Origin of the sequence: Alteromonas sp. KUL106, assembly GCF_009811415.1 — a bacterium.
Classification (GTDB): domain Bacteria; phylum Pseudomonadota; class Gammaproteobacteria; order Enterobacterales; family Alteromonadaceae; genus Alteromonas.
In genome coordinates, this window is sequence record NZ_BLIG01000022.1 from 1 (window position 1) to 23,122 (window position 23,122).

Annotated in this window: 24 protein-coding genes and 2 tRNA genes; 20 read left to right on the forward strand and 6 right to left on the reverse strand. The window is 42.4% G+C overall.

All coding sequences use genetic code 11. The features are described from left to right. Positions 1-40 precede the first annotated feature (40 nt). The 12 genes from GVO63_RS07910 to GVO63_RS07965 all read left to right on the forward strand — a co-directional run bounded on the left by GVO63_RS07910 (position 41) and on the right by GVO63_RS07965 (position 11,569). A tRNA-Cys gene (locus GVO63_RS07910) sits at positions 41-114 on the forward strand. A 59-nt stretch (positions 115-173) separates the two neighbouring features. Then, positions 174-260, forward strand: a tRNA-Leu gene (locus GVO63_RS07915). A 217-nt stretch (positions 261-477) separates the two neighbouring features. Beyond that, positions 478-1,716, forward strand: a complete 1,239-nt coding sequence (locus tag GVO63_RS07920; protein ID WP_012518575.1) for a tyrosine-type recombinase/integrase — start codon at positions 478-480, stop codon at positions 1,714-1,716. 42 nt (positions 1,717-1,758) lie between these two features. Continuing rightward, positions 1,759-2,223, forward strand: a complete 465-nt coding sequence (locus GVO63_RS07925; RefSeq protein WP_159578967.1) for a hypothetical protein — start codon at positions 1,759-1,761, stop codon at positions 2,221-2,223. A gap of 90 nt (positions 2,224-2,313) precedes the next feature. Continuing rightward, on the forward strand, positions 2,314-3,042 hold the full coding sequence (locus tag GVO63_RS07930; RefSeq protein WP_159578969.1) for a hypothetical protein: 729 nt from the start codon (positions 2,314-2,316) through the stop codon (positions 3,040-3,042). Positions 3,043-3,194: 152 nt separating this feature from the next. Continuing rightward, on the forward strand, positions 3,195-3,416 hold the full coding sequence (locus GVO63_RS07935) for an AlpA family transcriptional regulator (RefSeq protein WP_044447590.1): 222 nt from the start codon (positions 3,195-3,197) through the stop codon (positions 3,414-3,416). After that, positions 3,416-3,706 carry a hypothetical protein gene (locus GVO63_RS07940; protein WP_159578971.1) on the forward strand — a complete coding sequence of 97 codons (291 nt, stop codon included), beginning with the start codon at positions 3,416-3,418 and terminating at the stop codon, positions 3,704-3,706. The genes GVO63_RS07935 and GVO63_RS07940 overlap by 1 nt, the downstream gene beginning before the upstream one ends. After that, positions 3,703-4,062, forward strand: coding sequence for a hypothetical protein (locus tag GVO63_RS07945; protein WP_159578973.1), 360 nt, complete (start codon positions 3,703-3,705; stop codon positions 4,060-4,062). The genes GVO63_RS07940 and GVO63_RS07945 overlap by 4 nt, the downstream gene beginning before the upstream one ends. After that, positions 4,059-4,445, forward strand: coding sequence for a hypothetical protein (locus tag GVO63_RS07950; RefSeq protein ID WP_159578975.1), 387 nt, complete (start codon positions 4,059-4,061; stop codon positions 4,443-4,445). The genes GVO63_RS07945 and GVO63_RS07950 overlap by 4 nt, the downstream gene beginning before the upstream one ends. Then, positions 4,445-7,384 carry a DUF927 domain-containing protein gene (locus GVO63_RS07955; protein WP_159578977.1) on the forward strand — a complete coding sequence of 980 codons (2,940 nt, stop codon included), beginning with the start codon at positions 4,445-4,447 and terminating at the stop codon, positions 7,382-7,384. The genes GVO63_RS07950 and GVO63_RS07955 overlap by 1 nt, the downstream gene beginning before the upstream one ends. Before the next feature lie 984 nt (positions 7,385-8,368). Then, positions 8,369-9,139, forward strand: coding sequence for a hypothetical protein (locus GVO63_RS07960; RefSeq protein WP_159578979.1), 771 nt, complete (start codon positions 8,369-8,371; stop codon positions 9,137-9,139). A gap of 555 nt (positions 9,140-9,694) precedes the next feature. Continuing rightward, entirely contained in the window at positions 9,695-11,569 is a 1,875-nt protein-coding gene (locus tag GVO63_RS07965) for a GGDEF domain-containing protein (RefSeq protein WP_236552090.1), read from the forward strand. 382 nt (positions 11,570-11,951) lie between these two features. Here GVO63_RS07965 and GVO63_RS07970 read toward each other — a convergent pair whose 3' ends face one another. Beyond that, complete coding sequence (locus GVO63_RS07970) at positions 11,952-12,443, reverse strand: EAL domain-containing protein (RefSeq protein ID WP_159578981.1); 492 nt, start codon at positions 12,441-12,443, stop codon at positions 11,952-11,954. A 215-nt stretch (positions 12,444-12,658) separates the two neighbouring features. Between GVO63_RS07970 and GVO63_RS07975 the strand changes: the two genes are divergently transcribed. From GVO63_RS07975 to GVO63_RS08010, 8 genes are all read left to right on the forward strand, one after another. Continuing rightward, on the forward strand, positions 12,659-13,351 hold the full coding sequence (locus tag GVO63_RS07975; protein WP_159492709.1) for a tRNA-uridine aminocarboxypropyltransferase: 693 nt from the start codon (positions 12,659-12,661) through the stop codon (positions 13,349-13,351). 75 nt (positions 13,352-13,426) lie between these two features. Beyond that, positions 13,427-13,924 (forward strand): thiol peroxidase, encoded by a 498-nt coding sequence (tpx, locus tag GVO63_RS07980; RefSeq protein ID WP_159578983.1) that lies wholly within the window; start codon positions 13,427-13,429, stop codon positions 13,922-13,924. 127 nt (positions 13,925-14,051) lie between these two features. Next, positions 14,052-14,882 (forward strand): sulfurtransferase, encoded by an 831-nt coding sequence (locus GVO63_RS07985; protein ID WP_159578985.1) that lies wholly within the window; start codon positions 14,052-14,054, stop codon positions 14,880-14,882. Positions 14,883-14,996: 114 nt separating this feature from the next. Continuing rightward, positions 14,997-15,722 carry a Sir2 family NAD+-dependent deacetylase gene (cobB, locus tag GVO63_RS07990; protein WP_159578987.1) on the forward strand — a complete coding sequence of 242 codons (726 nt, stop codon included), beginning with the start codon at positions 14,997-14,999 and terminating at the stop codon, positions 15,720-15,722. A gap of 12 nt (positions 15,723-15,734) precedes the next feature. Further along, the gene (locus GVO63_RS07995; protein WP_159578989.1) at positions 15,735-16,361 is read left to right on the forward strand and encodes a LysE family translocator; all 627 of its coding nucleotides are present in this window, start codon (positions 15,735-15,737) and stop codon (positions 16,359-16,361) included. 82 nt (positions 16,362-16,443) lie between these two features. Beyond that, positions 16,444-17,175, forward strand: coding sequence for a stress protein (locus GVO63_RS08000; protein WP_159578991.1), 732 nt, complete (start codon positions 16,444-16,446; stop codon positions 17,173-17,175). Beyond that, positions 17,168-17,959, forward strand: coding sequence for a glucosaminidase domain-containing protein (locus tag GVO63_RS08005; protein ID WP_159492701.1), 792 nt, complete (start codon positions 17,168-17,170; stop codon positions 17,957-17,959). Before GVO63_RS08000 ends, GVO63_RS08005 begins: the two co-directional genes overlap by 8 nt. Continuing rightward, on the forward strand, positions 17,956-18,603 hold the full coding sequence (locus GVO63_RS08010) for a DUF2987 domain-containing protein (RefSeq protein WP_159578993.1): 648 nt from the start codon (positions 17,956-17,958) through the stop codon (positions 18,601-18,603). The genes GVO63_RS08005 and GVO63_RS08010 overlap by 4 nt, the downstream gene beginning before the upstream one ends. Positions 18,604-18,620: 17 nt before the next feature. Here the strand turns inward: GVO63_RS08010 and GVO63_RS08015 are convergent, their stop codons facing one another. The 5 genes from GVO63_RS08015 to GVO63_RS08035 all read right to left on the reverse strand — a co-directional run. Continuing rightward, positions 18,621-19,646 carry a patatin-like phospholipase family protein gene (locus GVO63_RS08015; RefSeq protein WP_159578995.1) on the reverse strand — a complete coding sequence of 342 codons (1,026 nt, stop codon included), beginning with the start codon at positions 19,644-19,646 and terminating at the stop codon, positions 18,621-18,623. Continuing rightward, positions 19,647-20,600, reverse strand: coding sequence for a tRNA 2-thiocytidine(32) synthetase TtcA (ttcA, locus tag GVO63_RS08020; RefSeq protein ID WP_159578997.1), 954 nt, complete (start codon positions 20,598-20,600; stop codon positions 19,647-19,649). It lies immediately after the preceding gene. A 253-nt stretch (positions 20,601-20,853) separates the two neighbouring features. After that, on the reverse strand, positions 20,854-21,777 hold the full coding sequence (gene uspE, locus GVO63_RS08025) for a universal stress protein UspE (RefSeq protein WP_159578999.1): 924 nt from the start codon (positions 21,775-21,777) through the stop codon (positions 20,854-20,856). Between the two features lie 257 nt (positions 21,778-22,034). Beyond that, on the reverse strand, positions 22,035-22,775 hold the full coding sequence (gene fnr, locus GVO63_RS08030) for a fumarate/nitrate reduction transcriptional regulator Fnr (protein WP_159492696.1): 741 nt from the start codon (positions 22,773-22,775) through the stop codon (positions 22,035-22,037). A gap of 45 nt (positions 22,776-22,820) precedes the next feature. Then, positions 22,821-23,122: sulfite exporter TauE/SafE family protein (locus GVO63_RS08035; RefSeq protein ID WP_201281888.1), on the reverse strand; the 302-nt coding region annotated here is incomplete at its 5' end.

The window sequence follows — 23,122 nt, forward strand, 5'->3', positions numbered from 1 at the left end:
TCTCTATAAGAGACGTTTTAATCAAGCGCCAGACGCATCTGGCGGAATGGCAGAATGGCTATGCAGCGGATTGCAAATCCGTCTATCTCGGTTCGACTCCGGGTTCCGCCTCCATAAGCTGCAACGCAGCACCAGGTCCTACGCCTGACACCTTTGCTGAAAAGCAACCCGATGCCCGGGTGGTGAAATTGGTAGACACAAGGGATTTAAAATCCCTCGCTGGTAACAGCGTGCCGGTTCAAGTCCGGCCCCGGGCACCATTTCATAGTTTTTAATAGTTTCTTACAGTCAATTTCACACTCTAAACTCCCTATTTATCAGTATTTACAGTGTCTACCTGTATATTGTCGTCTATTGTCATCTCGTGGTACATGGTGCTACATTCGGTGCTACACAGATTCAATTACGACTAAATAGCACCAGCAAGTAAGCATGTTGGTAGCACCAGTCGATTAATCAGACGATAGGTAGCACCACATGCCTTTAACAGACATTCAAATAAAGCAAGCTCAAGCAAGCACAAAGGATATTTGGCTCACTGATGAGAAGGGCCTGCGCTTGCTCGTGAAAAAGAATGGCTCTAAGTACTGGCGTCTTAAGTATCGTTTTCAGGGAAAACAAAAGACATTGGCAATTGGGGTTTACCCAGAGGTGTCATTAAAGGATGCACGAGAAGCAGTTTCAGAAGCTAGAAGACAATTAAGGGATGATATTGACCCTAGCGCTATAAAGCAGGAAAAGAAGCACCTTTCTTCTGTAAGCGAAATAGAACTGTTTAACACTCAAGCACGGCTTTGGTGGAATAAGCAAAAGGGCCAGTGGAGCGAGGGCCATGCCGCCCGTATTTGGACACGCTTAAATGATAATGCTTTGAAGACGCTAGGCAAGCGGCCTATTGGGGAAATCACACCTCAAGACATAATCAGAACCGTTCAAAAAATAGAAACGCGTGGCGCGCTCGATGTTGCTCAAAGAGTACTTCAAGACATAAGGCGCGTGTGTCGTTTCGCTGTACAGACTGGCGTTCTACTCCATAACCCTGCTTCTGAGTTATCTGGAATACTGGAAAAGCGTAAAACATCGCATAGGGCCTCTTTACCAAGGGAAGAATTACCACAGTTTCTACGTGATTTAGATGCTTACCACCAGCAAGGCCGCTTACTTACCAAGCTAGCTATTGAACTATTGGTACACACTTTTGTTAGACCTGGTGAGTTAGCCGGTGCCCGTTGGGATGAATTCGACTTAGAAGAAAAGCTATGGCGCATACCAGCGCATAGAATGAAAATGAAGTCTGATCACATCGTGCCACTTTCTAGGCAAGCACTTGCAGTATTAGAAAATACCAAGCCGTTCAGCGCTCGTTTCGAGTTCGTTTTTCCTTCTGAAAGAGATAGGTTTAAGCAAATGTCTGACAATACTATGCGAATGGCTATTTTTCGCATGGGCTACGATGGTGAAACCAAAGGCAAAAGCAAGGCTAACCCACATGGGTTCCGTGCTACTGCATCTTCAATACTAAATGAAACTGGCTTTAACCCAGACGCAATAGAGCGTCAGCTTTCACATATGGAAAGGAATGGGGTTAGAGCTGCTTACACCCACCATGCTCGTTATTTAGAAGAACGTAAAGAAATGATGCAATGGTGGAGTGACTACTTAGATAGTCTTAAGAATAACGGTAACGTTACGCCCATTTTTAAAAAACAAGCCTGATGAGTGTCGTACAGGGTCAATTAACTACGGTAGGGAATTAATATGGAAATCAATAACAGAGTGAAGAGTTACTTAGAAGCAGGTGAGCATGAGAGTCAGCTACTAGCGTTCACCAGTTTGTATAACACCATGCAGCTTGTTATAGATGGTGGTCGCAGCTATACAGACTCACAGTCTCAGACGTTATCAGAAACGCTCAGCTTAATGTTACCCGCATTTAGAAGTACGTTAACCCAGCTTGAAAGCATTGGTAAGGGTGATAGTTCTAAAGACCTAGCGTTAATCATTAGGACAAGAGAAGCGTCAAGTGCCCTTGCAGATGAAATGCTAGGCATTCTTGAAAACGGTGTATTTCAACAAAAAGATTCATCTACAGAGTATCAATCTTTTAGAAGTGCCTGTTATAGCGTTAGTTCTCAGATATGTGACGCTTCACACGAATATCATGCGATTCTTCACAAGTATATCGACCCTGACTATAACGTGCTGACTATCACCGCAGCTTAGCCTTATAAACTGGCGCTAGGGTAGCTCCCGAAAAGTGACCCCAATCACCTGTGCCAGTTCCTCTTTATGGGATTCCGTAGGGGTACGGACGTGAAATCTAAGCAACAATCAAAACAAACTAATCTCACAAAAGACTATGTATTCTCTGAAAGCATTAAAGGGCAGGAATTGAGAACTGAGTTAGACATTTTACTCAACTCTGTGTTCTCTGATTTTGCATTTGATGAAAACAATTCTCAGCCTGATAAAGCAAAATTGAAGAAACTTGATGCCAATATAGGGTTACTAGAAACACTAAACGAAAAGCTTCGGATTCATAACGACAAACATTGGATACCGAACGATAAAATCGATTCAATGTTAAATGCTTTAAAGGTGTCATGTGAAAATGAGTTACCTATAGCCTCTTCTTTACTCTTGGCCACTGTTCTAATTAAAACGGTAGCTATTCCTGATACTGAGTTACTTAAATTTGCTTACGACTTTGGCAAGCTCGAAGGAGTTAGGGAAGCGGCATCTCAAAGCAAGAAAGGTGACAGCCATAAAAGACAAGTAGCTCTATACTTGTTCAATGCACTGTGTAGAGAAGCTGGCCACGTGTTAACAGAGGGGCAGCTTCTGAAACACATGATAGCAAAAAACTACACCAAGCAATCACCACTTACGATAAGCACTCCCTTAAGCGCTGAGATATGGCGCGAAACCACCAGCAAGGGAAAGAGATTATTTATAAGAACATCGCATGATGGTGAAGTGTGGAGCTTAGCGTACCCTACATATACAAGAGAATATAAAAAGCTCGTTACGCTAAGTGATTAAATGATTTATGTACCCAAGAAATAAGGGGGAACGCGATTCCCCCTATTTTTTTGCTGAACAGAATTACAAATTTTAGGGGATTCGCGACCCCCCTAAATCAAATCTATTACATTTGTTTCTTGATTAACTGAGACAGTACTTAAGAGACAATTATGAACAAGAATGTAGCTAACGATTACCCACAAGACGACCCGATTTTAAGAATGAGGGACGTTGAAAAATCCGTAGGTCTTAAAAAGCCAACTATCTACAAGCTTATAAAGCAATCTCAATTCCCTTCACCTATCAATCTAGGCGGTCGAGCAAGCGGCTGGCTTCTTTCTGAAATCAACCAATGGAAAGCTGAACGTATAGCAATATCACGGGGGCAGTAATGCAAAAGACTATCCCGTATAAGCCTGAACACTTCTATTTTCTGGGTTCTACTGTAAATCAAGTTATAGGCTTTCGAGCTGCTCGCGGTACTGGCCCATGCGAAGTGATGGAAACAGAGAACGAGGGCTATTATTTGGAATATGTCCCCTCTAGCAACTTAGAGCTTCAGTTCAAGTTTAAACACCATGCATTGGCTAACGGTGACAAATGCCTGGTGTACGAAATACCCGAAACTTTCAACCTTCTTTCTGTAAGCAACAAAGCTAAGCAAATGGGGTTAGACCTATGAAATTACGAGAGCTAACGAGTAAAGAGCACCTAGAACCTGATCACGTGTATATCATTGGGGATAGTGAGCATAGAGTACTCGGTTTTCTTGAAGTGTTACGCGTGGCCAGTCAGCCTATAGAGCAATTCACAGTTAACAACTTAATATACCTCTGCTATCCACCAGCAACCGAAATCAATCAGCTACCAAGGGAAGTCATTAACTTACCTTGTGGCGCTACGTGTGTGGTGCATTGGCTAACCTTCAAAGCAAAAAAACGAAAACCCCAAAAGCCTGTGGCCCTTTTCTCAGCTCATGTTAAACCGCAATCAATGAGCAGAATAAACAGAGCTAAACAAAAGAGGGAAGAGCAATGAAGTTATTGAAGCAACTAAGCGTAGAGAACTTAGAACCTGATCAAGAACACGTTATTGCTAAAACCAAAGATTTAGCATTAATGGTTACTAAAGAAATCACGGCACAGGAAAAAAAGCCGTTTATAGTAAATGGTTTAACTTACCTCATATATCCACCAGCAACGCTAGAAAAAAGCCCCTTAGCGCATCTTCCTAGAGAGGTTGTGAACCTTCCTTGTGGTGGCTCTTGTGTCGTGTGTCTCGTAACTGCGCTTAAGGGCCTAAAACGGAAAATTAAAAGTAAAAAAACCAATGCTATTTACTCTTGGCAGATTGAATCAGACACAAGCGTTGAGAAAATTAATGCAGCGAAAATGAAAAACGCAATAAGGCAGAGACTTTAATGGGTACGTTAGATTTTAAAGGCTTAAATGAGTATGCGTTAAGCAATATCGATAGCGTATTAAATTATTACTTACCTGACGGAAAGAAAGTAAGCGGAGAGTACAAGGCGTTAAACCCCGCAAGAGATGACAATAAACCTGGTTCATTCAGCATTAATACCAATACAGGTGTTTGGGCTGACTTTGCAAGGCTTCCAGAAGTAAAAGGACAAGACATAATATCACTGGTGGCATACGTCAAACGCTACGAGCATCAAGGGGATGCATTCAAAGATCTTAGCGACTTACTCAACTATGGTAATAGAGTTCCAACAAAGACTAACAATAGCGCCACAAATGCCCGTAGGAATGGCGAAGAATGGTTACACGTAACGCCTGTGCCGAACGAATTTGTTAGACGTTGCTATAAAAAACACTACAAACATGGCTTACCTACTTTTACATGGGAATACAGGGACGCTAACAATCAGCTTATTCTTAAAGTACTGCGCTTTGATAAACAAATAGACGGCGAAAGAGAAAAAGAATTTGCTCCTTTAGCCCTATATAAAAATCATGAGACAGGTGAAATCAAGTGGCATTGGCGTATGCCTAAAGTAGACCGACCGTTATATGGGTTACATGAACTAGCCAAGCGCCCTAAAGCCACAGTAGTTCTTACAGAGGGTGAGAAGGCCGCAGACGCTGCAAAAGCATTGTTCCCTAGCTGTGTTTGTATGACGTGGCCTAACGGCTCTAATTCTATCAGTAAGGCCGATTTTACACCATTGGCTAAGCGCAATGTAATCATATGGCCCGATAATGATAATGCCGGCATTAAGTGCGCTAAAGAGCTAAAGAACTTACTCACTTCACTAGATGCAGCAAGCATTCGAATTATTAATTTAGACAGCTTAGCTAAAACCCCTCTTTCTGAAAGCGATGGTGGCCCTTTATTTGGTGAAGATTGCACGTGGCCCGATAAAGCAGATGCCGCTGACGCGCTTGAACTAGGTTGGGGGGCTGCACACTTAGAAGCGTTAAAGAAAAGTGGTGAACTATTCATAAAAGAGGCGGTAACACACGCCCCTAGCGACATTAAACCTAACGTACCTCAAGGCTTTAAATTAACGGATAACGGTGTAGAAGCGTTTTACAAGTCAGATGATAAAGGCAATGAGAAATACAGGCGAATTTGCGCCCCTTTAGAACTGTTAGCCTTAACCCGTGATGCTGGTGGTTCTGGTCAAGATTGGGGGGTGCTCGTGCGCTTTAAAGACTATGACGGTCAAGAGAAGCGCTTAAACATTCCTAAACGCTTGTTTGCTACTGATGGTGGTTCAGACATTAGAAAACAATTGCTTTCAGAGGGGCTTCATATAGAGCCACGCTCGCAAGAGAAAGGAAAACTCATTGATTACCTAAACTGCCCTGACATAACCAACAGAGTAGGTTTAGTTAAAAAGTTAGGTTGGCATAAAAACGCTTTCATTTTGCCCGACCAAACAATAGGTGAAACAGATTCACCGCTTCTTTACGACAACGAAAACGCCCGTGATTGTAAGTTAAAGGCCGCTGGCGCTATATCAGATTGGCAACGTGAAATAGCGTCATATTGCGAAGGAAACCCCTTGCTTACTCTTGCTGTGTCTCTGGCCTTTACTGGCCCCCTAGTTAGCTTGATGGGGCTTTCTGAGAATGTTGGGTTTCACTTCTACGGTGATAGTTCGTTAGGTAAGTCCACGTTAATGAATGTTGCTTGTTCTGTGTATGGCAAGCCTAGTGAATTTAAAGGTTCATGGCGTACCACTGATAACGCTTTAGAAGATACCGCAGCTTTGCACTCAGACATGCTACTAGCGCTTGATGAGCTGAACGAAGCTAACCCCCTTACTATTGAGGGAATCATATACATGGTTGGTAACGGTAAAGGAAAGAACCGCTCTGGCCCTGACTATGCCAAGAAGAAAACACAACGTTGGAATCTGGCGTTCTTATCAAACGGTGAAAAGACTATAGATGACTACTTAGGCAGCATTGGCAAATCGGTTAATGGTGGTGTTCATATGCGTTTTCTTTCTCTGCCAGCTTCTCAGCACGAAGACGAAGCACTTAAAAAGCGTAATGGCATATACACCAATACACATAACTTTATTAACGGTGCTGCATTGTCTGATCACTTGAACAAAGCGTGTGAAAAGTACCACGGTGAACCGTTCTTAGAGTTTATCAAGCAATTAACCAGTACCGACTTAAGCGAACTAATCAAAGTGCATCATGCAGAGATTGCCACGTACAGAGAAAGGGTGCTTGGTAATGATGCTGGTGGGCAAGCAGTAAGGGCCTTTCAAAAGTTTGCGCTGGTGGGCTTAGCTGGTGAGCTTGCCTCTACTTTTGGCATTACTGGATGGAGCGAGGGCCATTCTATTCAATCGGCTATATCGTTGTTTAGAATGTGGGTAGATATTCGGGGCGGTACTGGAAACGTAGAAGAGATACAGCTTCTTAATCACCTGGCGAAGCAAATAAAGCTTTATGGTGAAAAGCACTTTAAACGGTGGGATAGAAGTGGGGCCAAAGACCCTATGATTATTGATGAGCATGTACCAGCCAAATTGGAAACATGGGGATATAGAGAGCAAATTACCACTAGGCACCCTGATAAAGACGCTACTACAGACCATATGTATTACGTGTACAAAGACATATTTATGGATGTTATGTGTAAAGGTTTTGATGGTAAACGGGCCGCTCTACTGCTTAGAAATTTAGGCGTTTCTATTCTCAGACCGTCAGAGTTAAAACGAAGTAGGCTTAACACCTCTGAGACTCTACCTAATGCTGGTGGTAAGCCTCAACAAGTAATTAAGTTCAAGGCTTCCTCACTCTTTGAAGCTGTAGACAGAATGGCTTTAAGCGATAATGAACAAGACGAAGCTAAACATGCTAAGTCAGCCTGACTATGTATATATATCAATGGATAATGCCTAATATACTAAGCCTGTTTAGATATACAGGTTTAGTATTGTTACATGCAATTAACTACATAAATGCATTGTTCCAACTGCTCATTTCTTTCTCTGTAAGCACCTATAACACACCATTTATCTTATTAAATTTGCACTATGCAGTACCTATTTGCACTTTGTTTATAGCCGTTTGCAGTAGTGCAAATGCTAAATATGTATTTATAAACATAGGGTTACGACTCCCGTTTGCACTATTTGCACTATTTGCACTCTATTTTACTAGGTCAGGGGTTGTCCCTTCTACCCTGCGCAACGGAGCATAACGCGCTTTCAGTTGTAAAGACTTCTAAACAGACTTCACACGAGTGAGGTGCAATGGTGTACACCCACCACCATAACCTTTGCCAACGAACTCACTTCATGGTCATGTTTGCCTACAATATTTCACGGGTCCTTTTGGAAGGGGGTCCTCATACGGCTCAAGGCACCGCGTTTTTTTAACAGCTAGGAATTTTCATAGGGGGGTTATAATTTAAGGTGTAATAAGTGTAATTAAATCATTGGTTTAAATGATATGTAAATCCATACCTAGCTTGAAGTATAAGCTTTGTTCGTATTCAAGAGGGGTCATATCTCACCATTAAATTGAACGTTTGCACTAAGGTATTGTATACCAGACCTAATTTATAAATATTACTCAAAGGGTAACTGAGTTTTACCTCGTTATGGTTGTTCATACCCAATACAACAACACCAAAATATAGAGTGTCGAATCGGGCTTCTCTTCGCGTGAAAGCAAAAAGTTAAGGGGCACGGGGTTAGATAGGCATATTTCTACTGCAAAAAGTGCAAATAGTGCAAATAACAGAAATAACTGTATATTTATCAGCTAAATAAAACGTTTGCACTCTTGGTTAACGCCTAAAGTAAAGTGCAAATTTAGGAACGATAGTGCAAATTTAGAAGGGATTTACTATGAACTATAGGGATGTAGCACGGGGCTGCTTAATTCGCGCTAGTGCAATGCTACCGTCTAATAGCGAAGAGATATTACGATATGCGGCCCTTGAGCTTAGGCAATGCCTTGAATGTTTGATATACGAAAGGGCATGGTGCTACAAAAGTGTGCTGTCTAATGATGACCTCAAAGAATGGCAGCCAAGCAGACTTATTAAACGTTTGCTTGAGATTGCGCCATATGCTGACAAGGGGGTTAGGCTCACTATGGCCAGTACGGAAGACGAGAACGACATTATAATGGATGAGACCGAACGTGTTCTATCGCGGAAAGAATTGAGTAAGCATTACCATAAGATAGGCTCTTATCTTCACGCTAGCTTTAACAATGATTTAGAACCTATCGCTCTTAATACCACCAGCGTTAATAAAACGTTGGAACGGTTAAGCATCTTACTGGATGAAGTGATCAATAGCCCTATCGCTAAACTCGTTCCTAAAGCAGGCCTCTTTACGTTCGATTGCAAAAAGTGTGGTGAGCGTGTTGGGTGTGAGCCTGACTATACAGTTAGTGAGTTTAATCTGCACTGTTCAAACTCTAAGTGTTCAGCTTCATACGAAATTACTTTTGATGCTGTTAACCACCAGCTTAATTACAGACCCGATAAAGTAAGTGCTACGTGTGCAAACAAAGATTGTCTTAATCCCGTTTCTATCTGGCAGCGAGATATTAAGCACGGCAATACATTCACCTGTGGTAAATGTGGCCTTCTGAATATAATCGGTTAATCTATTTCACTTGTCTAAAGTGAAAGTTTTTAGATTAATTTAGAATAATGGAATTAAGTTAGAGCTTACCTATTTAGAAGGGGGCTAGGTTAAATTTATGGTGCTACATTTGGTGCTATAAATGGAGGTTGGCCTTAAAAAATACAAGCCATATCAATAATCTAGTCGTATTTTTTAACTTCGGCCCCGGCACCATTTTATTCCTTAAGTATCGTGCTCTAGGCTCTACCCCATAAACGGGGGATCAGCATTCACCTTACACGATTGATAACCCCATCCCATCCGGTAACCGGCATAGCACAATGGGTCATCACTCTTATTCGATAATTTTCAAAGTTTTTTAGCTCAACTGCCTTCGAATATTTGTAATTAAACGGCAGAAGAGTACGTCTTGCGGTCCTTCAAACATTTTGAATCCCGAACAACTAAGAGAGTAAAGATTCTCTGCTTAGCGAAAAACAAGCACTATTTTAGTAACCAAAAAACACATAAGCACTTAAGTCTGATAATATCTTGATCAACTAATATGGGAACAAAAACAGTAGAGGAACACTGGTGAAGTTGCTTGTTTATCTTTGCATACTGGTGACGTTGTTATCGACAAAGGAAGTAGTTGCGTTTACAAAAGATGAGTATTTTCATGCCTATCGAGAGATCTTAAAAGACGTACCAACAAAGAAAGAAGAATTAGCTGTGCTGATAGATAGGTCGCCAGTTTTGTCTGACTCAAGTCCAGTCGCCTCAATTTACATTGCATTGCTTGACTCGCTGTTTGACCACCCCACAGGATTCGAAGTTTACTTAACGGTGTCCCCAGACGTATCAGCTCAGATCAAAGCGACTCATCCATCATTGTACTATAGGCATCAAATACTTGAAGCTTACAATTTAGGTATCAATGGAGATTGGGACGCAGCGCACCGTATTATAGACAACATTATTTCCAATTCTGTTGGTATCGATGAAGAGCTTTACCTTGACGCAGTGGTGACAAAGTCTGAGTTTTTGGGGCGGATGGGATTGATTCGCGCATCGTTAAACGAAATATCACGTGTACTCCACCGACTACCGTCGTTAAAAAATAAAGACTTTTTTGGAAATGGCGCTATCCAGAATGCGGAGCTTCTAATAGGACTTAGCATGTCTTACTTGGGCGAATATGAGAAGGCAATAGAGCTTTGTTCAGAAGCTCAAAACTTCTTCGAAGAACGCCCGATGAGCAGTCCCCATCGATATTTTCAAGTTTCAATGGATTGTCAACGACGCAGCTTTAAGGGGCTAAACAAGTCGAAGCAAGCTCATATGATTCTTGAAGAATATGTCTCATATGCAGAGAAAATAAATGACTGGGAAACTTTTGTTTATGGTCTTGTTCTAAAAATCGAAGACTATTATCAAAAAGAGAAAATAGCTGACGCAATAAATCTCATCGAAAGAACTCAAGAATTCGTGTTAACACTGCCAGAATCATATGACAAAGCCACATATGATATTGCTCGTTTCAAAGCAGCAGTATTCCGAGGGCAATATGAAGTCGCCGAACAGCTTTCACTTGAGCTTAGTGAACGCTTGAAGGACATTCCAAATGGCGATTTGTTACTAGCAGAGTTTAATGCTATCCAAAGCGACCTATTTGAAACAAAAGGCGAGATGTTTAACGCTATCAACGCGCTCAGAGAAAGCAAAAACTACTACCAGTCTCTTTACTTTCAGACCGATGAAAGAAAAGAGTTGTTCAGCGACTATTACGAGAGTGCCTTGGCGGAGAGGAAGTTGCAGTTGCTGTCAAAAGAACATGAATTGTCTAAGCTCAAATTAGCGAGCAGTAGCAAACTAAACAGTTTATTTGTAGCTGGGCTTGTATTGTTAACATTGGCCCTGATAGTTATCAGCTATCTCTTAATTGTTCAAAGAAAACTTAAAAAAGAGCAGGAGAAACTTGCCTCAACAGATCCACTTACTGGTATTAGTAATAGAAGAAGCGTGATGAGTGCAATAGATCTTGAAGTGGACAAAGCCAAGAAATATGAAAAAACTCTGTCTTTGGCATTGATCGACCTGGACTACTTTAAAACCATAAATGATAAATATGGTCATGATTTCGGTGATGAGTTATTACAACGATTTACTCGTTACTTTGATAGCAACATCGGAAAAACGGATGTATTTGGAAGATATGGTGGAGAAGAATTCGTTGTTTGCTTTCCAATGACTTCCGCTTCGGAAGCAAAGAAAATTTTAGAGAACATTCTTAATGGCTATACCAAACTTCAAATAGATGCTGCTGATATAAAAAATCAAACGTTTTCTGCGGGAGTTACCGAATGTATCAATGGAGAAAAAACATCCTCACTAATTAGCCAGTGTGACAAAGCATTGTACAAAGCTAAACACGATGGTCGCGGAAGAATCTACATTTTTAATGGTTAGATCTATTTCAATAAACGAAGTGTATCTAAGTGAAAAATCGACTGTCCGTTCCTTGTCTTGAGTTCAGATATTAGCTACTACATATTAAGTGTCCGAACAGCTAACCCCCGCACACGTTCTACAGTTAGGTACTGTCTTAACGCTGCAGGGTGACGGGGTTACTGTAGGTAGAGGGCACTCTCCGTCTAATCCCTCAATGCGCAAGTCGTTTAACTCTACACCTCATCTATGGAAGCACGCCCTTTTTCTGTCACTATCAAAGTTTATGGATTTTCCAAAGAAGTCGACAAGCATAAAGCCGGTGACAGCGCTTCATGAATAGCGCTGTGTTGGTAACTCATTTTTAAACCTATAAAGTGGATAGAATGTGTTGATGTACAAATTACGCCTTTGCAGCATTATCGAGGGGCTTTAAAGATGCCTCAATTTTTTCTTTCTCTTCATTAGACATGGTTATACTGACGGGTTCTGGTTTGCCGTATAAATAACCTTGTAAGTAGTCTGCTTTGGCGTCGGTAAGCCACTGGGCTTCTTCTTCAACTTCAACCCCCTCAGCGATGACCTCAATTCCGTTAGTTTTGGCTATGCGAATAAGATTGGTAACGATATTTTGTTTGTATTCATCGGTGTGAACATTACGTACTAACTCCATATCTATTTTCACGTAATCGGGGCGCAGAGATTGCAGGAGGTTTAAGCCTGACCAGCCTGAACCAATATCGTCAAGCGCTACTTTAAAGCCTGCACTGCGATAAAAACTCAAAATTCCTTTGAGTTGATTAAGGTCTGTCGCACGATGTGTTTCGGTAACCTCAAACACGACATCTTCTGGACGAAGCCCAATCTCATATATTGATGAAGCAGTTGCGCGCAAGCAATAAGACGGGTCATAGATGCTTGAAAACGGTTAATAAGTACTGCTAATGTCGCCATTCTGCCCATTTCAGCAAGGTGTGGGACTTGGTACGCAAATAAAGCCGACAAAGATTATTCAGATAATTTTTCTTTCAATGCTGAATTGTGAAACGCAGATATGATAAATTCACCACTGTTGAAATTACTCGCCAGGCACATCAATTGAATTCTGTCATGTCACTTCGTTTAGACGAGTTATCTCGCGCTGAGCGTTCATTCCACGCCCGTGGTAGTAGAGTATTGCGCTGTGATGCGTGTCTGCTTCCAATGTCAAATTGTATTTGTGCGTTTAAACCTGAAGCGGGTACAGACGTGGCGGTTTTGTTTTTGATGTATAAAGGGGAATATTATAAACCCACGAATACAGGCCGACTTATCGCTGATGTTGTAAAAGATAACCACGCGTTTTTATGGAAGCGCACGGATCCCGATGAAAAATTACTGGATTTACTTCGCAGCGAAAAATACTTTCCTGTTGTGGTATTTCCACACGAATATGCAGCGACTGAACGCTGTATTGACACACCACCATTGAATACTGGTAAAACGTTACTATTTATCTTTTTGGATGGAACGTGGCGCGAGGCAAAAAAAATGTTTGCTAAGAGCCCTTATTTATTTGATTTTCCTGTACTAGGCGTAAGTATGGACGTCGCTTCCAAGTATTTACTACGGGAATCCACCCATGATTTTCAGCACTGCACTGCTGAGGTTGGCGTTAGCGTCTTATCACTCGCTAATCAAACGCAGGGAGCACAAACGTTGGCAAATTACTTCAATGTTTTTAGACGTGAATATTTAAAAGGTAAGCCACACTTGCAGCATAAACTTGCGCTTGCAGAATCGCAGGTTAAAGATAACGTCTAGATAACCGTATTTTTATTTGCGAAAGTATTGTTTTACATCCACTATTTTAAACTAAACAAGAAACGGAGAAAGCGAATGGCATCAGTGACTTTTCAAGGCAATACAGTTACAACAAAAGGGCAGTTACCAGAAGTAGGTGCATCCGCACCAGACTTTACTCTAGTAAAGGCGGATTTAGGCGAAGTAACATTGCCTGAACTTGCAGGGAAAAACATTGTGTTGAATATTTTCCCTTCAATCGATACGGGCACTTGCGCAACGTCAGTGCGCAAATTCAACGAAGCAGCTGCAAAATTAGATAACACTACGGTGATTTGTGTGTCAGCCGACCTCCCGTTTGCGGCAGGCCGTTTCTGCGGTGCAGAAGGCATTGAAAATGTATTGACGGGCTCTACTTTTCGATCAAGCTTTGGCGATGACTATGGCGTTACCTTTGAATCAGCGCCGCTTACAGGGTTGTTGTCCCGTTCGGTTGTTGTTATCGATACCGAAGGCAAAGTGATTTACACCGAACAAGTGGCAGAAACCACAGAAGAACCAAACTATGACGCGGCTATTGCTGCGCTGAGCTAATTAAGTCTGCAACATTCATACGTTAGTCGATTAGCTAACTATACAATGTGTATAAATACGTAGCGGTTAGTCTTTATCGCAATATTGCAGGGTACTCACGAAGGTGGGTACCTTTTAGGAGAATCTAATGGCATCGGTATTGCTCTCAGTGGGTGAATTAGCCAACGCAATGCAGCAAAAGCCTGTAACACTTTTACGTGCGTTAATGGACGACCCCGTTTCTAAAACGCTGGATAAGCGCACTGCTATGGTCTTGCCTGCGTCAGTCGATTTCGATTTAGACAGTGAAGGAAGCGATCACACGACAGGTCTTCCTCACAGCATGCCATCTGCTGACGATCTTGCCATCTATCTCGGCAATCAAGGGATAACCGCAAATACGCCCATAGCGGTGTATGACACCCGTGGTATATATTCAGCGCCAAGAGTATGGTGGATGTTAAAAGCACTTGGTCATCAGGATGTTTTTATTTTAAATGGTGGACAACCTGCATGGGAGAAAGCAGCACTTCCCATATCAGAGCAGCAGCAATATGGAAAATTAACCTATCAAGCTACGCCACGACCCGGTTGGTTTGCAAATTCTGGCGCTGTACTTCAGGCAATAAATACAGAAGCGCAACTGGTTGACGCGCGCAGTGCACCGCGGTTTAGAGGGGAAGTGCCAGAGCCTCGTGCAGGCGTCAGGTCTGGGCATATGCCTGGTGCATTTAATATCCCTTTTGATACGTTGCTAAAAAATGGACATTTCCTGCCTGTCGAACAGCTAACCGCTGTATTTACAAGCGCGAATATTAACTTACAAAAACCCATAATTTGTACCTGTGGATCAGGCGTTACTGCGTGTATTATCGGCGTCGCTGCCTTGATGTGCGGTGCAACACAGGTGTCTGTTTACGACGGTTCTTGGTCTGAATGGGGTGCCAATACCCAATATCCTGTCGTTAAAGAAGATTGAACATCGTTTTGAAACGCGCAAAAGTGGAAAGCTGACATTTTCGCTATATCGCATTGCCTCTTTCAGCGTCAATGTTGCACATCGTTTGATATAAATAGAGTAAAAAACAATCCAATGCCTGCTAATCAATCCTTACCAAACATTGTTATTCTAACCGGCGCGGGAATTTCTGCTGAGTCTGGGTTAAAAACATTTCGCGATAATGACGGCCTATGGGAGAACCATCGAGTAGAGGAGGTCGCTACACCGGAAGCTTTCGAGCAAAACCCTGGGTTAGTGTATCGTTTTTATAACGCACGACGTGCACAATTGCAGCAAGCCGATATTAAGCCAAACGCAGCGCACTTGGCGCTTGCAAGACTTGAGAAAGCTTTAGGTAACAACGTGATGTTGGTTACGCAGAACGTAGACGATTTACATGAACGCGGGGGAAGCGAAACGGTTTATCATATGCACGGTCAGCTTCTATCTGCTCGATGCGCGATAACGCAAGAAACGTTTGAGTGGCGTGACAGCTTCGATCACACTACTAAGTGCCCGTGCTGCAACAGAGTAACGTTGCGACCGGATATCGTGTGGTTTGGTGAAATGCCTATGTTCATGGAAGAGATTTATAATAGGCTTGCACAGGCTGATATATTTATTGCTATCGGTACGTCAGGGAATGTTTATCCCGCTGCAGGCTTTGTGCAAATCGCTAAAGAAAGTGGTGCACACACGATTGAGGCAAATTTGGAGCCTGGTGCAACGAATGCCTTATTCGATGAGTCTCTGACCGGGCCTGCCTCAAGCGTTGTTCCTCAATGGGTGGACAATCTTATTTCAATGTATGCGCTGTAGGAGGCGCAAAACATGCAGTATATGAATGAATTTCTTACCATTGCATTGGTGCATCTTGTGGCTGTAGCCAGCCCAGGACCTGATTTCGCAGTGGTTGTTCGAAACAGCGTAGCCTATGGAAGACGTATTGCTATTTACACTAGCATAGGAATTGGTCTGGCTATACTGCTGCATGTGGCGTACTCACTTGTGGGGCTAAGTGTTGTGATTGCAACAACGCCATGGTTGTTTACTACCTTTAGCTATGCTGCCGCGGCCTATTTACTTTTTCTTGCATATGGTGCGCTTAGAAGTGGGCCTGTTAAGCAGGAAAACACTGCAAACATAGAGAAGAAAGCAGCACAAATTTCTGCAAAACGCGCAGTATGGATGGGTTTTCTTACTAACGGGCTTAATCCAAAAGCAACGCTGTTTTTCCTCTCGCTATTTACCGCGATCATCAGCATTGATACCCCATTTACTGTGAAACTTGGCTATGGTCTCTATTTAGCCTTAGCAACGGGACTGTGGTTCTGTTTTCTTTCGTACCTCTTAAGTACCAGCAAAGTAGCTGAACTTATTGGCAAAAAAGGGTATTGGTTAGACCGCGCTATGGGAGTACTGTTGGTCGGTTTAGCAGCGAAGTTAGTGCTAGGTTAACTTTTGTTTACCATACAAACAGGCATTTGTTTTTGTGAATTGGTATAATCGCGCCGATTTTTCAAAAAGATAAGAGAGTTTTGTGAAAGACGTAAACCAAGACCGCCTGAATACTACGTTATCTAAACAGTATCAATTTGACACCAAGGGGCTCTTGCGCCGCGCGGCGGGATTAACAAAAGCGAATTTTTCCTCACTATTGCAAGGAAGTGTTGTTCTCTTTTTGACCTTTGTCGTGCTAGGCGTCGTTGCTCAGCAATATATTACGATTAACGACGACGGTTCTTACGTATTTGAACATCAGTCTATCATTGAAATTGTCGCCATATGTATTGTTGCACCGTTACTGACGGGTTTATATATGATGGGCGTGTTTGTTGCCCGTGGCGCAAAAACATCGGTATTTACCGTATTTCAGTTTTTCCCCCTTCTATTTTTGGTCGCGTTAACGCAACTTGTGAACAGTATTATTGTGCAATTAGGCATGATGCTATTGATAATACCAGGGGTGTACTTCTATTTAGCGTCTTCTTTTTCACTAATGTTAGTCGCAGACAGAAAGTTAACGCCAATAAGCGCCATCATCCTTTCATGCCGCGTCTTCAACGCGTACTGGGCTCAAATCGCCAGCATATTCGGCGTATTCTTTTTATTGTTTGCAACAGTACCATTAACGTTGGGTTTTTCTCTTATTTGGGTATTACCTTTTTATTTTAGTATGATGGGCTTGCTCTATCAGGAATTGATTGGCGAGCAAGGAGTGAGCACGGAAGCATCCGAAAACGATGTGAAAGAGTCTAGCTTCGATGCATAAACGAGAAACCTTTAAAATTGTTCTTATTACATTAGGGGTATTGGCGGTTATCGTTATCAACGCCATTATATTTACCGAGGACGAACCTGACATTTTAGACATACCGCAAACGGTAGAAGCGAAAAAACCGGTCCCTAATTTCTCTGCTTTCACTGATGTTAGAGAGAAAAAAGAGGCATTTTTTAACTATTTACGCCCTGAGGTAGATAAGCAAAACGCTTATCTTCTAACGTTACGGCATTATGTTCAAAGCCTGTATAGGAAAGTATTAGCCAACGAATCCTTGTCTGAAGAAGATATGGATCGGCTTGAGTGGCTTGAAGAAGAGTACCGGGTTAAACCTACCCAGCCAATAAAAACGAAAATGTTGGCATTGCTTCAAAAAATTGATGTTTTACCCGCTGAACTGGTGCTTGTTCAGGCCGCGAATGAATCCGCATGGGGAACGAGTCGTTTCGCAAGAAAGGGCTACAATTTCTTCGGTTTGTGGTGTTTTTCAAAAGGCTGTGGTTTTGTTCCAAGCCGTCGAAATGACGGGGCGTCTCATGAGGTGGCTAAATTTGATAGCTTATCACGAGCAACTTACACCTATATGAGAAACCTAAACAGACACGATGCTTATGAAGATTTGAGAGAAATTCGCAGTAGGCTACGTGCCAATCAGATACCCATCTCAGGTATTGCACTAGCCGAAGGGCTAATGAACTATTCCGAGCGAGGAGCCGCTTATGTAGAAGAGCTTCAAACCATGATCCTATTTAACGAGGAGTTTTTATCCGAATGATACGCGCGGCACTAATGTTAGCTTCATCTCTCGTCACCAGCCTTGTCAGTACACAGATTACTGCGGAAACTATAGACGTCGAGTACAGCCGTTTCTACAGCCATGTTAAAAAATTAGACAATGAAGATACCCAGGCTCTCCAATTCGCGTTCGGCTTTGTTCGTGTGGGTGAGGGGCGTTTATGCGGTGTGAACGCAGCGTCTATAGTTACCGACAAGAAAACCATGACGCTTGAAGTGAATAAGGAAGGCCGCTTTACGGTTCCGACGGAGAGAGCGCTTAAGCTTGCCAATGCTCTGGTGCGTATTGATTTGGCCGAACAAGCAAATGTGTGTGATATGTCGGTTCAACTCGAAACCAAGCCTGAATACCTTAAGCCGTTCTACAAGAAAGAAGAGCTGACTTTTTTGTATGAACAGTATGAAGCTTTTTTTAACGAAATGGGCAGTTTTTTATCTTTTATGATGCCTTCAGTTAAAGGCCTTATGATTCAGTTTGAAGATAAAAATTTAGACTTTATTACCCCTCAGGGCTTGCAGATAAACAATGGCATATTGCACATTGAGCAAGACTGGATACGTGACGCGAAAGGTTTAACATTGCCTCACGCGCCACTTCGCATTACGGCCATGGCATCAAGTTAGATGCTATGGCGTTCCTTTTACGTTAACAATTGATACCTGATTTGTTCGGCTATGCGCGCAATGGTTTCTTCCCCCTTTGCGCACAGTTCTTCGGCCCTGTGAAACTCCATTATGCCAACATCAGTGAGTTGCGGTTCAATCAGGATATCGGGGGGATCGCCCGCTAAACGTGAACGAGTAACGCGGGCTTGAAGTATTTCAAGCGAACTGCTCATTACGCTCATGATACCCGGAGGGTTTCGCTTATTTACTTTTTCGGGGACTTCAGTAAATTCTTCCTCAACCTTTTCGATGACGTCAGAAGCAATTCCTTCTTCGTTTTTCACTTCATCAGACGCATTGACATCTAACTCATCGTCGCTGGCGTCTGAATTTTTGTCATTTTTGCTGTCTGGTGAAAACCACTGACGCAGCACATTCTGGCTTTTAGTAAAGAAGTCTTCCGTTTTACGTTGGTTTTCTTCGTGATCCTGTCTTAACTTTTCAAGACGAAGAGGTCGGAAATCAGCATTGAGATTGACGGCAATAACGAAGTCTGCACCTAGTTGACGGCATAAGTTGACGGGCACAGGGTTTACAACTGCACCATCGACTAACCAACGGTCGCCGTGCGCAACGGGTGCGAAGAGCGCAGGTATTGCACATGAAGCTTGGATGGTATCGCCAATTGGTCCTGAGTTAAACACGACTTCGCGGCCGGTATAAAGATCGGTAGCTACCGAAGCGAAGGGTTTTTGCATAGCTTCGTAGGAAGACTCACAAAATTCACTCGCTAACTTATCAAATACCTTTTGGCCGCTAGCAATACCTCCGCGACGTAAACCCACTCCCATCAGAGCAAGTACCTGCCAATCGCTAAGAGAACAGGCCCATTCTTTGAGCCCTTCAAGTCTGCCACTTGCGTAGGCCGCGCCAACATATGCACCTATTGAACATCCCGCCACCACGTCAATTTTGACGCCTAACTTTTCTAACGCTTGAATAATGCCGATGTGTGTCCAGCCCCGGGCAGCGCCGGCACCTAACGCAAGTCCAATTTTCATCTATTTGGGTTCCATAATATTTATCACTTCAATAGTTTGCTCATCATCAGTAAAAAGCGAACTATCTTCTGTAGAAAAACTAGGTTGATCAAAGCCGATGTCACCATCTTCCACGGGGCCATCTTGGGTTGTAATAGATTTAAAATCGTGAAGATTTTTGTCAATAAGGTGAGAAGGTGCAACGTTTTGAAGTGCTCTAAACATCGACTCTATACGACCAGGAAACCTTCGATTCCAGTCCTGAAGCATCGCTTTAATGTTTTGGCGCTGCAAGTTTTCCTGAGAACCGCATAAGTTACAGGGAATAATGGGAAACTCTGCCGCTTGAGAATATTTTTCGATATCTTTTTCAGTACAGTAAGCTAAGGGGCGAATTACGATGTGCTCGCCGTTGTCACTCACTAACTTAGGCGGCATAGATTTAAGTTTGCCACCGTGGAACATATTAAGGAAAAAAGTTTCCAGCATGTCGTCACGATGGTGACCTAAAGCAATTTTAGTCGCGCCGAGTTCTTTTGCTGTTCTGTACAAAATACCGCGACGTAATCGTGAGCACAAAGAGCATGTTGTCTTACCCTCAGGGATCTTATCTTTTACGATTGAGTAGGTATCTTCTTCAACAATCTTGTACTCTACGCCCATCTCGTCAAGATAAGCGGGCAGAATGTGCTCAGGAAAACCAGGCTGTTTTTGGTCGAGATTAACTGCAACGATGTCAAAATGAATAGGCGCAATCTTCTTTAAAAACAACAAAATATCCAGCATGGTGTAGCTGTCTTTACCGCCGGATAGACACACCATGACTTTATCGTTATTCTCAATCATTCCGAAGTCAGCAATGGCTTTACCCACGTTGCGTCGAAGACGTTTCTGAAGTTTATTGAAGTTGTATTTTTGCTTACTTTGCGCAGCGCTCAATGCCGATACATCTGCACTGCTTGTGCCTAAACTCATAATTCACTAGCTTGGTTTGTGATAAAGCCGACATTATACAATAAAGCGCCTTTTTTAGACCATGCCTGTATCGTGAATTTTACTCAGCGTATACCTGACTTTTTGATGCGCAAGTTTTCTGTCAAAAATGGCGTTTGTTATCGGATAATCATCGAAAAGAAAGCATGGAGCCTTTTCAGCAGAAAAAGCTCAGCAATATTGCAACACGCAAGGTTGTATAACGTTATCGATTAACTCATAGCAGGCGTCGACACTACACTTTTAGCGGTGAATCAAAACCATCGGGCTTAATTGCCAAAACATCACAATTAAGTTCATCAATGACATGTTCGGCCGTATTCCCGATAAGCGCAGCTGAAATGCCCACACGTCCAACGGTGCCAATAATGACCAGTTCGGCGTCTATTTTCTTCGCTATTTGTGGAATCACTTTTTCAGGTAGCCCTTCTTTTACAAAACACCTGTCTTCAGAGATACCGTATTTAAGCGCATGCTGACGCATCTCGCTTTGATGGTGATTTTTAACAGCATCATGATAGGTATCAGGGTCGAATTCTGGCACTTCTATCGCGATATTGAGAGGGGTAGATGGATAACTGTTCACCAAATTTACATTGCCCTGTAATAAGGCAGCATAGTCATTAGCGATTATAGTAAGCTTGTCATTTAGCGCAGCATGCTCTTTATCTTCGCTACCTACATTAACCGCCGCAATAATTTCACCACCCTCAGGCCAGTCATGTTCTTTGACCAGCAATACTGGGCGAGGGCACTTGCGCATTAAATGCCAATCAGTGGGAGTAAATATAACAGAAGCCAGATCATCGTGTTTTTTGGTTGCTTTTACCACGAGATCAATTTGGTTCTTAAGGGTGTAGTAAATGATGGATTCGAAAGCGCGATTATTCCACTCAACAACGATATCGGTATGAGTGAAGCCTTGCTTCTTTAACTGTTCAGCAAGCCACTTTCCTTGCTCTTTCGTTACAGCATCGCGCATCGCTTCCCGTTCATCAGGACTCAACATGGTTGTCATATCATAAGACAAATCGTATACCACCATCATGGCAGTTACCGTTGCACCCGTTTTTGATGCGAGTTCATAGGCACGACTTAATGCGGGTTGATTATCGCGTTCGGCATCTACCACGGCAAGAATTCGTTTATACTCAATCATAACGTCCCCTATAAAGCACATAGCTTGATGTGAAGATGAACAAAGCTATTTTTTACTTATCTTCGTTAACTATAAACGACATTTAGAAAAACGTTAGTTGTTTTAGGTCAAGATTCTTCAAATTACGCCCTGACAAAGAGAGATATTTGATTAAGTAATTATTTATTCGGATGGGTATAACCCGTCATGTGAAATGAAGAAACAAAAAAACGCGCATGATGCGCGTTCTTCAGATTTAATAAATGATACAACCTGGGTTAACCGTTACATACAACGCTTGGTCCATTGAGTGCCGCCAGTTTACCGTCTAAAAATTCAAAATCTAAAATAGTGATCAATTTGCCATCTACTTTAATGATATTTTCTTTTTGGAAGCGGCTTAGCAGACGACTTATGGTTTCAATGGTTAAACCCAAATAATTGCCAATTTCGTTACGTGTCATCGTCAAATGAAACTCTCGGTGAGAAAAACCCCGTTCCTCGAATCGTTGAGATAAATGAGAGATAAAGTACAGTAAGCGCTCTTCTGCGGTGCGCTTATTTAACAACATGATCATATCGTGATCTTGTTTAATTTCTGCACTCATAAAACTCATTATTTGATGGCGTAGTTTCGGAAACTGAACCGACATTTCATCAAGGGTTTCATACGGGAGCTCACATACCATTGCAGTTTCTAAGGCAGAGGTATAGCTTTGATGTTTGTTTTCGCGCAAGGCATCGAAACCAATTATGTCTCCGGGGAAGTGGAAGCCGGTAATTTGCTCTTCACCTTCGGAATTAGTTACAAAAGACTTAAATGAACCGGTCCTCACTGCGAACAGTGATCGGAATGTATCGCCAGTTTGAATGAGCGTATCGCCTTTATGAAGAGGCTTTTTACGTTCAATAATATCGTCTAGAGACTCAATTTCTGTCTTGTTTAGCGCCACGGGTAAACAGAGGTGACTGAAACTACAGTTTTGACAGTGAATAGAAAATTGGCTTCCTTTGCTCATATTGCATGCTCTGTTACAGAATACACGTCAATGATACACTCATTTTCAAACGATTGCGCCATGAATAAGATAAACGGCATATATGGTCATTATTGCTGCAATCATTTGTCGAAAATAATTGTGCTGAAAACTACGCACAATATACTGACTTCCTGCGCTTGCGGCGAGCATGGTGGGTAATGTGCCTAAACCAAAGAAGAACATAATGGCGGCGCCTTCAAGTGCAGTTCCTGCCGCTAACGACCATGTTAGTGTTGAATATACTAAGCCGCAAGGCAGCCAACCCCAAATGAATCCGTAGGGAATCGCGCTAAAAGGGGTCTTAAATGGCAAAAAACGTTTTGACA